The organism is Achromobacter sp. LC458 (assembly GCF_001005835.2).
In the GTDB taxonomy this organism is placed as follows: Bacteria; Pseudomonadota; Gammaproteobacteria; order Burkholderiales; family Burkholderiaceae_B; genus Achromobacter; species Achromobacter spanius_B.
Window position 1 is genome coordinate 16,275 of record NZ_LBHW02000023.1, and the last position, 14,667, is coordinate 30,941.

General features: G+C 63.2%; 15 protein-coding genes. 11 read left to right on the plus strand and 4 right to left on the minus strand.

All coding sequences use genetic code 11. The features are described 5' to 3' along the window. Positions 1-18 precede the first annotated feature (18 nt). The 6 genes from YH64_RS18895 (at position 19) to erpA (ending at position 4,428) form a co-directional block, all read left to right on the plus strand. Positions 19-729, plus strand: coding sequence for an ABC transporter ATP-binding protein (locus YH64_RS18895; RefSeq protein WP_046806106.1), 711 nt, complete (start codon positions 19-21; stop codon positions 727-729). Positions 730-1,057: 328 nt separating this feature from the next. After that, complete coding sequence (gene rplM, locus YH64_RS18900; protein WP_006217309.1) at positions 1,058-1,486, plus strand: 50S ribosomal protein L13; 429 nt, start codon at positions 1,058-1,060, stop codon at positions 1,484-1,486. A 9-nt stretch (positions 1,487-1,495) separates the two neighbouring features. Next, positions 1,496-1,888: a 30S ribosomal protein S9 gene (gene rpsI, locus YH64_RS18905; protein ID WP_006217310.1), complete on the plus strand. Its 393-nt coding sequence runs from the start codon at positions 1,496-1,498 to the stop codon at positions 1,886-1,888. Between the two features lie 221 nt (positions 1,889-2,109). Further along, positions 2,110-3,174, plus strand: a complete 1,065-nt coding sequence (argC, locus tag YH64_RS18910; protein ID WP_046806107.1) for an N-acetyl-gamma-glutamyl-phosphate reductase — start codon at positions 2,110-2,112, stop codon at positions 3,172-3,174. A 46-nt stretch (positions 3,175-3,220) separates the two neighbouring features. Next, positions 3,221-3,970, plus strand: a complete 750-nt coding sequence (locus YH64_RS18915; protein WP_046806164.1) for a DUF6776 family protein — start codon at positions 3,221-3,223, stop codon at positions 3,968-3,970. Between the two features lie 86 nt (positions 3,971-4,056). Then, a complete protein-coding gene (gene erpA, locus YH64_RS18920) occupies positions 4,057-4,428 on the plus strand; it encodes an iron-sulfur cluster insertion protein ErpA (RefSeq protein ID WP_006217313.1) in 372 nt (123 codons plus the stop codon). 69 nt (positions 4,429-4,497) lie between these two features. On the opposite strand, the gene YH64_RS18925 is transcribed toward erpA, so the two are convergent. Together YH64_RS18925 and YH64_RS18930 are read right to left on the minus strand one after the other, a co-directional pair. Further along, positions 4,498-5,631, minus strand: a complete 1,134-nt coding sequence (locus tag YH64_RS18925; RefSeq protein WP_046806108.1) for an anhydro-N-acetylmuramic acid kinase — start codon at positions 5,629-5,631, stop codon at positions 4,498-4,500. A gap of 79 nt (positions 5,632-5,710) precedes the next feature. Continuing rightward, positions 5,711-7,120 carry a peptidoglycan DD-metalloendopeptidase family protein gene (locus YH64_RS18930; RefSeq protein ID WP_046806109.1) on the minus strand — a complete coding sequence of 470 codons (1,410 nt, stop codon included), beginning with the start codon at positions 7,118-7,120 and terminating at the stop codon, positions 5,711-5,713. Between the two features lie 257 nt (positions 7,121-7,377). Between YH64_RS18930 and tyrS the strand changes: the two genes are divergently transcribed. The 4 genes from tyrS (at position 7,378) to nrdR (ending at position 11,554) form a co-directional block, all read left to right on the plus strand. Further along, positions 7,378-8,607, plus strand: coding sequence for a tyrosine--tRNA ligase (tyrS, locus tag YH64_RS18935; protein ID WP_046806110.1), 1,230 nt, complete (start codon positions 7,378-7,380; stop codon positions 8,605-8,607). Between the two features lie 72 nt (positions 8,608-8,679). Continuing rightward, positions 8,680-9,336: a YbhB/YbcL family Raf kinase inhibitor-like protein gene (locus YH64_RS18940; protein ID WP_046806111.1), complete on the plus strand. Its 657-nt coding sequence runs from the start codon at positions 8,680-8,682 to the stop codon at positions 9,334-9,336. Between the two features lie 267 nt (positions 9,337-9,603). After that, positions 9,604-10,854 carry a serine hydroxymethyltransferase gene (gene glyA, locus YH64_RS18945; RefSeq protein ID WP_046806112.1) on the plus strand — a complete coding sequence of 417 codons (1,251 nt, stop codon included), beginning with the start codon at positions 9,604-9,606 and terminating at the stop codon, positions 10,852-10,854. A gap of 220 nt (positions 10,855-11,074) precedes the next feature. Next, a complete protein-coding gene (gene nrdR / locus YH64_RS18950; RefSeq protein ID WP_046806113.1) occupies positions 11,075-11,554 on the plus strand; it encodes a transcriptional regulator NrdR in 480 nt (159 codons plus the stop codon). Between the two features lie 72 nt (positions 11,555-11,626). Here the strand turns inward: nrdR and YH64_RS18955 are convergent, their stop codons facing one another. After that, positions 11,627-12,589 (minus strand): GlxA family transcriptional regulator, encoded by a 963-nt coding sequence (locus YH64_RS18955; protein ID WP_046806114.1) that lies wholly within the window; start codon positions 12,587-12,589, stop codon positions 11,627-11,629. A 17-nt stretch (positions 12,590-12,606) separates the two neighbouring features. Beyond that, positions 12,607-13,170, minus strand: a complete 564-nt coding sequence (locus tag YH64_RS18960) for a cysteine hydrolase family protein (RefSeq protein ID WP_046806115.1) — start codon at positions 13,168-13,170, stop codon at positions 12,607-12,609. A 232-nt stretch (positions 13,171-13,402) separates the two neighbouring features. On the opposite strand from YH64_RS18960, the gene ribD reads away from it, so the two are divergent. Further along, positions 13,403-14,518, plus strand: coding sequence for a bifunctional diaminohydroxyphosphoribosylaminopyrimidine deaminase/5-amino-6-(5-phosphoribosylamino)uracil reductase RibD (ribD, locus tag YH64_RS18965; protein ID WP_185975398.1), 1,116 nt, complete (start codon positions 13,403-13,405; stop codon positions 14,516-14,518). Positions 14,519-14,667: the final 149 nt, after the last annotated feature.

The following is a 14,667-nucleotide window of genomic DNA, read 5'->3' on the forward strand; positions in this document are numbered from 1 at the left end:
TTGCGCGGAGGCTGCACAATGAGCGCAATGCTTGAAGTCCGCGGACTCGAAGTCAACTACGGCCACATCGAAGCCGTGCGCGGCATCGACCTGGACCTGAACGCCAACGAGATCACCGCCCTGGTCGGCGCCAACGGCGCCGGCAAGTCCACCACGCTGCTGGCGCTGTCGGGCCTGTTGCCCAAGGCGCGCGGCCGCGTCCTGTTCGAAGGCGAAGACATCACCAACCTGGCGCCGCACCAACTGGTGGCGCGCGGGATCGTGCAGGTGCCGGAAGGCCGCGCCATCCTGACCACCATGACGGTGCTGGAAAACCTGGAGTTGGGCGCGTATCGCCGTGGCCTGAAGAACGTGGCTTCCGACCTGGAATACGTGTTCAACCTGTTTCCGCGCCTGAAGGAACGGATCACGGGCATCGCCGGTAACCTGTCTGGTGGCGAACAACAGATGCTGGCGATTGGCCGGGCCCTGATGGCCAAGCCGCGCCTGCTGCTGCTGGACGAGCCGTCCATGGGCCTGGCGCCGATCGTCGTGCAGGAAATTTTCCGTTCGCTGCGCGCCATCAACGCCGATGGGCTGACCCTGTTCCTGGTGGAGCAGAACGTGCGTCAGGCGCTGAAGATCGCGCAAAGCGGGTATGTGCTGGAAAACGGCGCCATGGCGCTGACCGGCACGGGCCGCGAACTGCTGGGCCACCCGCGCGTGCTGGAAGCCTACCTGGGCGCCTGATCGCGCCGGGCTCTGGCCGGCCCGGGTGCTAGCGATTTGTCCCCGGATTTGTCTGTGCGCTGGCTGCAACGTTGCTTGCGGCCAGCCGCCACCTGACTTCTTTTCGCTTGCCCAATCTTTGAGCAGCCGTGTTAGAATTTCAGGCTTTCCCTCATTTTGACTATTGCACGGGCGGGTAATAACGCTTAGGCGGGACGTCGATAAAGGCAAAACCCCGAACCGAATCCTTGGGTTGCGGTTCATCAGGTTTTTGGTTTTTGCCCAGTTGGGGAAAGAACACTGGCTAGACGTTCTAGTCAGCAAGAACTTTTTATTCTTAGGAACCATCATGAAGACCTTTGTGGCCAAGCCGCATGAAGTCCAACGTGACTGGTTTGTGATCGACGCCAAGGGCAAAGTCCTCGGTCGTGTGGCCAGCGAAGTCGCACGTCGTCTGCGTGGCAAGCACAAACCTGAATTCACGCCGCACGTTGATACTGGCGATTACATCGTCATCATCAACGCTTCCGATATCGTCGTTACCGGTACCAAGGCGAAGGACAAGAAGTACTTCCGCCACACCACGTACCCGGGCGGTATCCGCGAAACGAACTTCGAGAAAATGCAAGAGCGTTTTCCCGGTCGCGCCATTCAGAAGGCCGTCAAGGGCATGCTGCCCAAGGGTCCTCTGGGCTACGCCATGATCAAGAAGCTGAAGGTCTATGCTGGTGCCGAGCACCCGCACACCGCCCAGCAGCCCAAGACGCTGGATATCTAAGGAAACGCCATGATCGGTAACTGGAATTACGGAACCGGCCGTCGCAAAACTTCGGTGGCTCGCGTTTTCATCAAGAAGGGCACGGGTAAGATCGTTGTCAACGGCAAGCCCGTTGACGATTTCTTCGCCCGCGAAACTGGTCGCATGATCGTGCGCCAACCGCTGGAACTGACCGGCCACCTGGAATCGTTTGACATCAAAGTCAACGTTCACGGCGGCGGCGAAACCGGCCAGGCTGGCGCAGTCCGTCACGGCATCACGCGTGCCCTGATCGACTACGACGCGACCCTGAAGCCCGCACTGTCGCAAGCTGGCTTTGTGACCCGCGATGCCCGTGAAGTCGAACGTAAGAAGGTCGGCTTCCGCAAGGCACGTCGTCGCAAGCAGTTCAGCAAGCGTTAATGTTGCTGCAAAAAACCCGCTTCGGCGGGTTTTTTGTTTTTGGGCATTGATGGCGGGTGGGTGTCCGATTTGTCCCGCCCGCCTTCTGCAACGCGGAACTCCGCGCCGCCTTTTTCGGTCGGATGAGTCCAGATCGTTCCACGCGATGCTCGCGTCGGCGCAACCCTGTATTCTCCGGGCGATACAATCTGTTTTCGTCCTACGAAGAGTTCATACCTATCATGGCCCAAGCATCGAATACCCGTATCAAGGTTGGTATTGTCGGCGGCACCGGATACACCGGCGTCGAGCTGCTGCGCTTGCTGTCGCAGCATCCCAATGTGGAATTGACCGCCATCACGTCCCGCAAGGAAGACGGCTTGCCGGTCGCTGATATGTATCCGAACCTGCGCGGTCGCGTGAATCTGGCCTTCTCCGCACCGGAAAAGGCGTCGCTGACCGAATGCGACGTGGTGTTCTTCGCGACCCCGCACGGGGTGGCGATGGCGCAAGCGCAAGAGCTGCTGGCCGCCGGAACCCGCATCATCGATCTGGCGGCGGACTTCCGCCTGCAAGACATCCCGACGTTCGAACGTTGGTACAAAATCCCCCACACGTGCCCCGAAATTCTGGCTGAAGCCCAGTACGGCCTGGTTGAGCTGAACCGCGAAGCCATCGCCAAGGCGCGCGTGATCGGCAACCCCGGCTGCTACCCGACCACCGTGCTGCTGGGCCTGGCCCCGTTGCTGGAAGGCGGCAAGGCCCTGGTCGACACGCAATCCCTGATCGCCGACTGCAAGTCGGGCGTGTCGGGCGCCGGGCGCAAGGCCGAGGTTGGCTCGCTGTTCTCCGAAGCGTCCGACAACTTCAAGGCGTACGGCGTGTCGGGTCACCGTCACCACCCGGAAATTTCGTCGCAGCTGGAAAAGATCTCCGGTGGCAAGGTCGGTCTGACCTTCGTGCCGCATCTGGTGCCGATGATCCGTGGCATGTTCTCGACGTTGTACGCGCGCATCCTGCCCGAAGCGCGCGACACGGACTTCCAGGCCCTGTTCGAAGAGCGTTACGCCAACGAGCCTTTTGTTGACGTCATGCCCGCCGGCAGCCTGCCCGAGACCCGGTCGGTGCGCGCGTCCAACAACCTGCGCATCGCCCTTAGCCGCCCCGACAACGGTGACCTGCTGATCGTCATGGTCGTGCAGGACAACCTGGTCAAGGGCGCTGCCGGCCAGGCCGTGCAGAACATGAACCTGATGTTCGGGTTTACCGAATCCACGGGCCTGGATCAGGTGGCAATCCTGCCTTGAGGCTTTGCACGGGCCGGCGGCGCAAGTGGCCGGCCCTGCGCGCTTTATGCCCGTCGACGCCCCGTCCTCCCGCTCGCCATCCCGCCCTGCAGGCGGGATGCTGCGCATCGTTGCCGGGCTGCTGATCGGCGTGCTGCTGGGAGGCGCCGTCGGTTACGGCTATGCGCTGCGGCAGGCTCGTCCGCCGGACGCCTTGGTGATCAGTACACAACAGGCCGAGGCGCAGGCAGAGGCCATGCGCCAGCAAAACGCGCAGCTGCGCTACACGCAAAGCCAGCTGGATACGGCGGACGGCGAACTCGTCATTGAGCGGTCGGCCCGTCAAGAGCTTGAAACGCAGTTGCGCGTCGCCCAGGCCGAGGTCGGGCGGGTGCGCGACCAGTTGGCGTTCTACGAACAATTATTGCCTGCGGGCCCGGAAGGGTCGGTGGATATCCGGGGCGTGCAGATCGACCGTGAAGGCGGCGGCCTGCGCTACAAAGTGTTGTTGATGCGCAGCGGCCGCAATGGCGGCACGCCGTTTGCGGGCGCGTTGCGGTTTCAAGCCACGGGCGTGCTCAAGGGCGAAACCGTTACCGTCGACCTGGCGCCGATGCAGGTCAAGGCCGAGACCGGCCCGGTAACGACTACAGGCGAAACCACCACGGCCGCCTCGCTGGCATTGCAGTTCGATCAGTACCAACGCAGCCAGGGCATCCTGGCCGTACCCGAGGGATTTGTCCCCGAAAGCGTGACCGTCAGCGTCCTGGAAGGCGAAACCGTCCGCGCGTCGCGAAGTGTCAAACTGGAACTTTGAGTCTAGTCAAGCCCTGCGCTATAGTGACACTATGCGAGCGCCGTTGCCGCTCACCGAAATATGGCCGACCCGGCCAGGAGTGAACCATGAATGCAGTAACCGAAACCGTCGATCTTCAGGCCGCCCCGCCTGTGCCCCTGGTCTTTACCGACTCGGCTGCCGCCAAAGTGAAGGATTTGCTGGCCGAAGAAGGCAACCCTGACCTGAAGCTGCGCGTCTTTGTCCAAGGTGGCGGCTGTTCGGGTTTCCAGTACGGCTTCACGTTTGACGAAGTCGTCAACGAAGACGACACCGTGCTGGACAAGGCCGGCGTCCAACTGCTGGTTGACCCGATGAGCTTCCAATACCTGGTCGGTGCCGAAATCGACTACAAGGAAGACCTGGAAGGCGCGCAATTCGTCATCCGCAATCCCAACGCCAGCACCACGTGCGGCTGCGGTTCCTCGTTCTCGGTGTAATAACCCTGGCAGGAAAGTAAAAGCCCTTCGGCATGCCGAAGGGCTTTTTGCATTGCAGTGATTGGGCGATCAGGCCGGATAAAGCGCGCCCAGAATTCGCGCCCCGCGTGCACCCGTCACGGCGGGATGCCCGGCCGGCCGCCGCTGCACGAATGCCTGCGCCAGCCACGCAAAGGCCAATGCCTCGACCTGTTGTGCCGGCACGCCCAACGCGTCGGTTGGCTGTACGGGCCGTTGCAGGCAATACGCCAGCTCTTGCATCAGGCCCGCGTTGCGCGCGCCTCCTCCGCATACGAAGACGTCCTGCGTGCCCGCCGCCGCGGCATCGATGGCGTTTGCCACGGTGCGGGCGGTCAAGCGTTGCAGCGTGGCCTGCACGTCCTGGGGCGCGGGCTTGGGGCCGTCAAAGACCGCCAGACGATCATCAAGCCATTGCAGGTTGAACAGGTCGCGCCCGGTGGACTTGGGCGCGGGCAGCGCAAACCACGGTTCGCTGGCGATCAACTGTTCCAGCAGCGGCGCCACCACCTGGCCGGTGGCGGCCCAGCGGCCGTCTGCGTCGTACGGCTGGCCCAGGTGACGCTGGCACCAGGCGTCCAGGAACACGTTCGCGGGGCCGGTATCGAAGCCACGCACGGGCTGGCCCGGAACAAGCAGGGTGACGTTGGCGATACCGCCCAGGTTGAGGACGGCACGGCCATGCGGCGCGCCGAAGATCGCCGCGTGAAAGGGCGGCACCAACGGCGCGCCCTGGCCCCCGGCGGCCACATCGCGGCTGCGAAAATCCGCTACGACGTCGATCCCGGTCAGTTCAGCAAGCAGCGCGGGCGCATTCAATTGCACCGTATATCCGCTATCGGGTCGGTGCCTGACGGTCTGGCCGTGCGCGCCGATGGCGATCACGTCGGTGGCATCCGCTGCGGCGTCCTGAAGCAGGGCGGAAACCGCTTGCGCATACAAGCGGGCAAGCGCATTGGCGGCCAAGGCGGCGCGAGCCAGCTCATCGTTGCCGGAAACGTTCAGCGCCAAGAGCTCGCGCCGCAGGTTTTCCGGCATGGGCAGGCTGGCGCTGGCCAGCACCTGCGGGGCCTGGGAGTCGCCCAGGCGCACCAGCACGCCGTCCACGCCGTCGACGCTTGTGCCGGACATCAAGCCGATATAAAGCCCCTGGTGTGCGGGCGATGCGGTTGAAGTGGAGTTCACGGGCGCCTCGATAAAAAGAAAAAGGCGGCCGGCAGAGTTTGCGCGGGCCGCCTTTCTGGACGTTTGCGGATCTGGCCGCCTAGCGGCTGGCCACGTTGGTCAACGCGTCGGGCAGCGTCTGCTGGAATTGCGTCAGCAGCTGGATCTGCTGCTTGTAGGGCGCCACGGCATTGTTGAATGCACGGACTTCCGCCGGTTCCAGGGCACGAGCAACGGGCAGGTCTACCGCCAGCGGGTCGATTGGCTGGTTGTCCACGCGGAACTCGTAGTGCAGGTGCGGGCCGGTGGCCCAGCCGGTAGAACCGACATAGCCCAGCAGTTGCCCCTGCGAGATCTTGGCGCCCTTGGTAATGCCTTCGGCGATGCGGCTCTGGTGCGCGTACAGCGTCGAATACTTGCCGTGGTGCTTCACGATGACGACGTTGCCGTAACCGTTCTGCCAGCCCGAGAACTCGACCGTGCCATCCGCCGTGGAGTGGATCGGCGTGCCCGAAGGCGCCGCGTAGTCCACGCCCTTGTGACCCGTCCACGTTTTGTGGATGGGATGCATGCGCATGCCGAAGGTCGAGCTGATACGGCTGAACTTCAACGCGGTGCGCAGGAACGCGCCACGCAGGCTGGTGCCGTCGAAGTCGTAGTACGAACCGGATTTTTCGTCAGGGCTGAACCAGACAGCGTTGTAGGTCTTGCCGCCGTTGATGAATTCCAGAGCCAGCACGCGGCCCGCGCCGGCATAGCGGCCGTCGTGCGAGCGGACTTCGTAGACCACACGGAACTGGTCGCCTTGGCGCAGGTCTCGCAGGAAGTCGATCTTGGCGCTGAGGATGTCGGCCATCTGCATGGTGACCGAGTCCGGAATGCCGGCGGAGTCGGTCGCGCCAAAGAGCGACGACTTGATCGTGCCCACGGCAACGCGCGTCTGGCGCTCGGTGCTTTCGGTGACTTCCTCGGCCTTGTAGGTGTCGCCGGCAGGGGCGACGTGCAGCATGCGCGTGACGACCTGGCCGTCGGTCTCGTTGCCCGGCGTATGGATGTAACGCAGCCAGATCAGGTTGCCCTGTTCGTCCGTGGCGGCTTGCACCGAGCGGCCCGGGTACAGCTTGTAGATGCTGCGGGCGCTGGGGTCATGCGTCAGGAACGTTTGCAGGCTGGGCGCGTCCAGCTCCAGGCGCTGCAACACCGCGGCCAGCGTGTCGCCGGAGCGAATGCGGGTTTCGCTGATGTACGGCGCGGCGCTGGGCGTGCTGACTTCGACCTGCTCGGCTGTCAGCGGCAGAACGCTCTGGATGATGCGGGACGGGGGGAGTTCGGAGCGGTCGGGTTGCTGCACCATGCCCAGGGCGGCGGCGCCGGCAAACAGACCAATAGCGGTGACGAGAACAGTGCGACGGAAAAGTCCCGAGCGATGCGGCTTGGGCTCAACGGGCGCAAACAGGGCAGCAACTTTGCGCTTGATGCTACTCGCCAGTTCGTGGAGGCCACGATTCATCGTGAAGATACCCTCTCAGGTGGCATGAGCTCGCAGGGTGCGTGACACGAACGGCCCCCGCGCGCCACGATATCCGGGGCAAGGGCTGGCGCGGGGCGCATCTTGTGAACAACGGGTGGTAGACCGAACCACAACTGCGTATATATGGCAGTTGCGTATGATTGGGCGGTATCCTAGCTGATTCGGCTAGAATTTTCGATAGTTTTCGTCACTTTTTACACCTTTTTGTCGGCTGAAGCCGCTTTGGTCCCCCTGCCATGTCTCCCTCTGAAGCCCCTATCACTCCTGAAGTCGAAGCTGATCTGCGTATAGCCAAGCGCGGTTGCGACGAACTGCTGGTTGAATCCGAATTCGCGCGCAAGCTGGCAAAGAGCCGCGCCACTGGTGTGCCGCTGCGCATCAAATTGGGGCTGGACCCCACCGCGCCAGACATCCATCTGGGCCACACGGTGGTGCTGAACAAGATGCGCCAGTTGCAGGACCTTGGCCACAACGTCATCTTCCTGATCGGCGATTTCACCTCGACCATCGGCGACCCCAGCGGCCGCAACAGCACCCGCCCGCCGCTCACGCGCGAGCAGATCGAGTCCAACGCCAAGACGTATTACGCGCAGGCCAGCCTGGTGCTGGACCCGGCGCGTACCGAGATCCGCTACAACTCCGAATGGTGCGATCCGCTGGGTGCTCGGGGCATGATCCAGCTGGCGTCCCGTTATACGGTTGCCCGCATGATGGAACGCGAGGATTTCACCAAGCGCTTCAAGGGTGGCATCCCGATTTCGGTGCACGAATTCCTGTATCCGCTGATGCAGGGCTATGACTCCGTGGCGCTGAAGTCCGATCTGGAGCTGGGGGGCACCGATCAGAAATTCAACTTGCTGGTCGGGCGCGAGCTGCAAAAGGAATATGGCCAGGAGCCCCAGTGCATTTTGACGATGCCGCTGCTGGTCGGTACCGACGGCGTCGAGAAAATGTCCAAGTCCAAGGGCAACTACATCGGCATTTCAGAGTCGCCCGATTCGATGTTCGGCAAGCTGATGTCCATTTCGGACACGCTGATGTGGCGCTACTTCGAACTGCTGTCGTTCCGCTCGCTGGAAGACATCGCCGCCCTCAAGCAAGAGACGGATGGCGGGCGCAACCCGCGTGATGCCAAAGTCATGCTGGCTCAGGAAATCATCACGCGCTTTCATTCGGCCAAGGCGGCGGACGACGCGCTGGCCTCGTTCGAGGCGCGCTTCCGTGACGGCGCCATCCCCGAAGACATGCCCGAAGTGAATATCGGCGGCGCGCCCGTCGGCATCCTGAAGCTGCTGCGCGAGGCCGGCCTGGTCGCGTCCGGTTCCGAGGCGCAGCGCAATGTCGAGCAGGGCGGGGTGCGCGTCAATGGCGATCGGGTGGAAGAGAAATCGTTGCAATTGCCGGCGGGCACCTACGTGGTGCAAGTGGGCAAGCGCAAGTTCGCGCGTGTTAACTTGAACCCATGATTGCGAAGTTTTGATACGCTGAGGGTACGGACAAAGGCTGGTACGCCTTTGCGGCATTTCAAGGAGCACGACATGAAACTTTCGAGTTTGTCTTTTTCCGATCACGAGTCGATTCCCGAGCGCTATGCGTTCGGCAAAGTCGATGCGCAATCGCACGTCGCGCTGGCTGACAACCACAACCCGCAGTTCTCCTGGGATGACGTCCCTGAGGGAACGCAGTCGTTTGCGTTGATCTGCCATGATCCGGACGTGCCGTCTCGACCTGATGACGTCAATCAGGAAGGTCGCGAAGTGCCGGCCGACCTGCCCCGCGTCGATTTCTTCCATTGGGTGCTGGTGGATCTGCCGCCGGATCTTCGGGAGATCGACGAAGGCGCGTTCTCCAATGGCATCACGCCGCGCGGCAAAGGCGGCCCGCTGGCGCCGATGGACGCCCGCCAGGGCATCAACTCGTATTCCTCGTGGTTCGCCAACGACCACGACATGAGCGGCGACTACTTCGGCTACGACGGCCCGTGCCCGCCCTGGAACGATTCCATCGTCCACCGCTACGTGTTCACGCTGTATGCGCTGGACGTCCAGAGCCTGAACCTGAACGGTTCATTCACCGGCGAAGACGCGCTGCGCGCCATGCAAAAGCACGTGCTGGCGCAGGCTTCGGTCACGGGCACCTACACGCTGAACCCGCGGCTGGCGCCGAAACAGATCGGCGCAACGTCAGCGACCTGACGCCCGTGCAAAGACCAAAAGGGCCGCCATTGAGTGCGGCCCTTTTTTATGCGGCGCCTTGCATGAATCTTCTTCAAGTCGGTATGAGCGCGATTTCCCGTCGCCAGCTTGTGCCGTGGTTTTCGCGCCCGTCGGCCGAAAATTGCCTGCCTTCGGCGCATTTTGGCGGCAATTGATTCTGGTTGACGCGGTAAACTACGCAAATTCTTCGGGTTTACCCACCCGACACAGCTTTCTCCTCTCTTACCGCCTCAGGAATCCCCCGTCATGTTTGACCGCAACCTTACCTTGTCCAAGGCTGACCCGGACGTTTGGGCCGCCATCCAGAAGGAAGACGTTCGCCAAGAGCAGCACATCGAGCTGATCGCTTCGGAGAACTACGCCAGCCCGGCCGTCATGGAAGCCCAAGGCACGCAGCTCACGAACAAGTACGCCGAAGGCTACCCGGGCAAGCGTTACTACGGCGGTTGCGAATACGTGGACGTGGTCGAGCAACTGGCTATCGACCGCCTGAAGCAGATTTTTGGCGCTGAAGCCGCCAACGTACAACCGAACTCGGGCTCGCAAGCGAACCAGGGCGTGTACATGGCCGTGCTCAAGCCGGGCGACACCGTGCTGGGCATGAGCCTGGCCGAAGGCGGCCACCTGACGCACGGCGCGTCGGTCAACGCTTCCGGCAAGCTGTACAACTTCATCTCGTACGGCCTGGACGAAAACGAAGTCCTGAACTACGCGCAAGTCGAGCAGCTGGCCAAGGAACACAAGCCCAAGCTGATCGTGGCCGGCGCGTCGGCATACGCCCTGCACATCGACTTCGAACGCATGGCCCGCATCGCCCGCGAAAACGGCGCGCTGTTCATGGTCGACATCGCCCACTACGCGGGTCTGGTCGCCGGCGGCGCCTATCCCAATCCGGTTCCCCATGCCGACTTCGTCACGTCGACCACGCACAAGTCGCTGCGCGGCCCGCGCGGCGGCGTCATCATGATGAAGGCCGAGCACGAGAAGATCATCAATTCGGCCATCTTCCCCGGCATTCAAGGCGGCCCGCTGATGCACGTCATCGCCGGCAAGGCCGTGGCCTTCAAGGAAGCGCTGGAACCCGGCTTCAAGGACTACGCGCAACAAGTGGTCAAGAACGCCAAGGTGCTGGCCGACACGCTGGTCAAGCGCGGATTGCGCATCGTGTCCGGCCGTACGGAAAGCCACGTCATGTTGGTCGACCTGCGCTCCAAGGGCATCACCGGCAAGGAAGCGGAAGCCGTGCTGGGCCAGGCCCACATCACGGTCAACAAGAACGCCATTCCGAACGACCCGGAAAAGCCCTTCGTGACCAGCGGCATCCGCCTGGGCACCCCGGCCATGACCACGCGCGGTTTCACTGAAGCCGACGCCGAACTCACCGCCAACCTGATCGCCGACGTGCTGGACAACCCGCGCGACGAAGCCAACATCGCGGCCGTGCGTGCCCGCGTCAACGAGTTGACCTCGCGCCTGCCCGTGTACGGCAAGCGTTAAGCCATACGCGGTAAGCAATCAGCCTGCGTGGTTTGCCGCGCGGGCGACGGATAAAGGGACGGCCCCGCAAGGCGCCGTCCCTTTGCTTTGCGCGGCACTGCGGTATCCTCGCGGCATTCAGCGAAAATATTAGGGACAAATTAATCCCTGTCGGCGCTTCCCATGGGCGCGTCGTTACAATATGCTCAAATTTTGCCATTCGTGCCTATAGGGAACACACATGCGGTGTCCATTTTGCGGCAATGCCGAAACGCAGGTCGTCGACAGCCGGGTGTCGGAAGAGGGCGACGCCATCCGTCGCCGCCGCCGTTGCCTGTCCTGTGACAAGCGATTCACCACCTACGAACGGGTGGAACTTGCCATGCCTTCCATCGTGAAGCGCAATGGCAGCCGCAGCGACTACGATCCCGTCAAGCTGCGCGCCAGCCTGAGCCTGGCCCTGCGCAAGCGACCCGTCAGTACTGAAGACGTGGACGCCGCGGTCGCACGCATCGAAGAGCAATTGCTGGCCAGCGGGCTACGCGAAGTGCCGTCGGAACATATCGGCGAGCTGGTCATGAACGAGCTGCGCAAGCTGGATAAGGTGGCGTACGTTCGCTTTGCCTCGGTCTACAAAAGCTTCGAGGACATCGGCGAATTCGTCGAGGCCATCCGTGAAATGCAGGGGCCGCTGCTGCCCGGCAAGTTGCGCAAGGAATAAGTCGACGCTGGCAGAGGCCGGCGTTGTCGGGCGGTGGCGATATGGCGGTGAAATAGCGGCGCTTCGGCGCCGCTATTGCATGGGCGCCGAACGCGCCAGGCTGGGGGATTGGGGCTGAAATTTGCGCCAAACGCGGCGCATGTGCTGGGCAGATCCGAACCCGGATTTTTCGGCCACGCGCTCCAGGTCCAGCCGGGTTTCACGCAGCAAGTCGCGCGCCAGCGCCACCCGGATCTGGTACAGGTAGTCCATCGGCGTGCAGCCGGCGTGCTCACGGAACAGCCGGGTAAGGTGCCGAGGGCTGGTGTGCGCCTGGTCCGCCAACGATTGCGCGGACCATGGCGCGGCGGGATCGCGAATCACCGCGTCCTGCACGCGGTGCACGGTGGGGTGCATGTGGCTGCGGTGTTCCAGCCATGGCGACAGCGCGGTATCGGTGCCCGCGCGGCGCTGGTAGACGACCATCTCGCGCGCGACCTCGCTGGCCACGCGCGGCCCGCAGTGACGCGCGACCATATGCAGCGCCAGGTCGATGCCGGCGGTGATGCCCGCGCTACTGACCAGGTTGCCGTCTTCGATGAAGATGCGGTTGTCATGCACGCGGGCGCTGGGATCAATACTGCTCAGTTGCGCCAGGCACGAGTGGTGGGTGGTGCAGTCGCGCTGGCGGGTCAGCCCCGCCGAGGCCGCAAACAGCGCGCCCGCGCACACCGTCATCAGCGTGAAGCCGTCGGCGGGATGGCGGACGGCCAGCCACTTGATGATGGCGTGCGCGTCGGGGTCCTCCAGGCGGGTGTGTTGGCCGACCACGCCCGAAATAATGACCAGCGCATTGGCTGGCAGCGTCGCCGGCAGTGGCCGGATGCGGGCCAGATGCAAGCCCGTAATCCCACTTTCCACTTCCGGTGAGGGTCCGCAAAAGTGCTGTTCGAACGTACCCGGGCACAGCTTGTTGGCCACGCGGAACGCTTCCGCCGGCCCCGCCAGGTCCAAGAGAACAATGCCGCGCGGTAGAACGAAATACACCGGAATCATGGGTGCCCGGCCTCGTTTCAGCCCGCCAGCGCGTCCGCTGCCCGCGCAATGCGCGCGAAGCGGCCGTTCAGTACCAGTTCGGTATGGTCGCGAATCTCGGCCGGGCTGTAATGCTTGCCCGAAGGGCTTTGCATCGCGAAGGTCAGCGTGGCGTCCGTCGGAAACACCACTTTGAAACCCGCATCGCTGGCGTGGCGCGAGGTGGTTTCGCAGCATTGTTCGGTGCGGATGCCGCTGACGATGACGCCTTCCACCCCGTTTTCACGCAACCAATCGTGCAGCGTTGCGCCGTTGGCATCGACCGCAAACAGCGACGAATGCACGGTTTTGTGGAAAACGGCCGTGGGCGAAATGCGGAGCTCGGCAAGCGTTTTGACGTGTCCCGAAGCCAGCGAGAAGGGGTTGGACGCGTCGTCCGACGGGCTTTTGTGAAACACCTGCAGCACCGGAATGTCTTTGGCGCGCGCCGAATCGATCAGGCCCTGGAGCTGCGTCACGAACGCGGGGTACTCGGTTTCGTCCCAAAACGGACGTTGCCGAAAAGACTCTTGGACGTCGATGACGATCAGTGCTTGTTTCATGGTCCGGCCTCCAGGCCTAGGGTTTTTGAGGGGGTAGCGGTATTCTGCGACGCCTTGCGGCGCCAGGCGAGCCATTCCCGGGCCAGTTATCGGCCCAAAACGGACATTCCTGTTGCGAGGTCCCTGGCAGCAGCTTACCCCTATCCGCGGCCTGCCGGAACGACCGCATGCGCGTCGCCGGACATACAATTCCGCCATGACACACCCAAGCGAATCCGACGATATTTCCTGGATGCGCCGCGCCCTGGCGCTGGCCGAAAGCGTGCTTTACACCACCGCGCCGAACCCGCGCGTAGGCTGCGTCATCGTGCGCGATGGGCAAGTGCTGGGAGAGGGCGCCACGCAGCCTCCTGGCGGCCCTCATGCCGAAATCGGCGCGTTGCGTGACGCCAAGGCGCGTGGCCACGACGTAACAGGCGCCACGATCTACGTCACGCTTGAGCCCTGCAGCCATTTCGGGCGCACACCGCCTTGTGTTGACGCCGTGCTGGCGGCCCGGCCGGCGCGCGTGGTCGTCGCCATCGGCGACCCCAACCCGCTGGTCAACGGACAGGGGCTGGCGCGCTTGCGCGCCGCCGGCATCCACGTGACGACCGGCGTGTGCGTTCAAGAAGCGCTTGCGCTGAATGCCGGCTTTATTTCGCGCATGAGCCGCGGCTTGCCCTGGGTGTGGATGAAGATGGCGGCGTCGCTGGATGGGCGCAGCGCGCTGCATAACGGAATGTCGCAATGGATTACCGGCCCGCAAGCCCGTGCGGATGGCCACCGGTGGCGCGCGCGCAGTTGCGTCGTGCTGACCGGGATGGGCACCGTGTTGAAAGACAATCCGCTGCTGAACGTGCGCGACGTCGACACACCGCGCCAGCCGCGCAAAGCCGTCGTTGATGGCCAATTTGCCATTCCCGAAGATGCCCGCCTGTTCGATGGGGGGCCAGTGATTCTGTTCACCGCGCGCGAAGATGCCGCCAAGGCCTCACGGCTGGCCGACAAGAACGCGCGCGTCATCCACATGCCGGGGGCCGTGCCGGGTCGCGTGGACCTTGGCGGCATGATGCGCTGGTTCGCGCAAGCAGAGTTCAACGAAGTGCACGTCGAGGCTGGTGCAGGCCTGAGCGGCGCGTTGGTTGGCGCGGGCTGCGTCGACGAATTGCTGTTGTATCTGGCGCCTGTCCTGCTTGGCGACGCGGCGGGCATGGTCCGTTTGCCCATGCTTGAGCACTTGGATGCCGCGCACCGCTACGAATTTATCGACAGCGTCATGGTGGGCGCGGACCTGCGTTTGCGTGCTCGCGTGCAAGCCACTTGGCGCGAGCTGATGCAGCGCGTGGCGTTGCCGACGTCGGTTTGATGCGGTCTTGGTTTGAACATCGTCGCACGTTCAAGGCAAGGTGCTAGCACTCGTCACAGGCGGCTGCCAATCGCGTTTTTCACGACGCATTGACGATGCTTTGCGTCGTGTCCGGCACGGCAATTGCGGCAAAGTTTGCGACTGTTTGC

Bases quoted from the DNA above. Each gene is read 5' to 3' on its own strand.
- tyrS (WP_046806110.1), top strand. From the start codon at position 7,378: ATGTCTCCCTCTGAAGCCCCTATCACTCCTGAAGTCGAAGCTGATCTG.
- ribD (WP_185975398.1), top strand. From the start codon at position 13,403: ATGCGCCGCGCCCTGGCGCTGGCCGAAAGCGTGCTTTACACCACCGCG.
- nrdR (WP_046806113.1), top strand. From the start codon at position 11,075: ATGCGGTGTCCATTTTGCGGCAATGCCGAAACGCAGGTCGTCGACAGC.
- YH64_RS18955 (WP_046806114.1), bottom strand. From the start codon at position 12,589: ATGATTCCGGTGTATTTCGTTCTACCGCGCGGCATTGTTCTCTTGGAC.
- rplM (WP_006217309.1), top strand. From the start codon at position 1,058: ATGAAGACCTTTGTGGCCAAGCCGCATGAAGTCCAACGTGACTGGTTT.
- glyA (WP_046806112.1), top strand. From the start codon at position 9,604: ATGTTTGACCGCAACCTTACCTTGTCCAAGGCTGACCCGGACGTTTGG.
- YH64_RS18940 (WP_046806111.1), top strand. From the start codon at position 8,680: ATGAAACTTTCGAGTTTGTCTTTTTCCGATCACGAGTCGATTCCCGAG.
- YH64_RS18915 (WP_046806164.1), top strand. From the start codon at position 3,221: ATGCCCGTCGACGCCCCGTCCTCCCGCTCGCCATCCCGCCCTGCAGGC.
- argC (WP_046806107.1), top strand. From the start codon at position 2,110: ATGGCCCAAGCATCGAATACCCGTATCAAGGTTGGTATTGTCGGCGGC.
- rpsI (WP_006217310.1), top strand. From the start codon at position 1,496: ATGATCGGTAACTGGAATTACGGAACCGGCCGTCGCAAAACTTCGGTG.
- YH64_RS18960 (WP_046806115.1), bottom strand. From the start codon at position 13,170: ATGAAACAAGCACTGATCGTCATCGACGTCCAAGAGTCTTTTCGGCAA.
- YH64_RS18895 (WP_046806106.1), top strand. From the start codon at position 19: ATGAGCGCAATGCTTGAAGTCCGCGGACTCGAAGTCAACTACGGCCAC.
- erpA (WP_006217313.1), top strand. From the start codon at position 4,057: ATGAATGCAGTAACCGAAACCGTCGATCTTCAGGCCGCCCCGCCTGTG.
- YH64_RS18930 (WP_046806109.1), bottom strand. From the start codon at position 7,120: ATGAATCGTGGCCTCCACGAACTGGCGAGTAGCATCAAGCGCAAAGTT.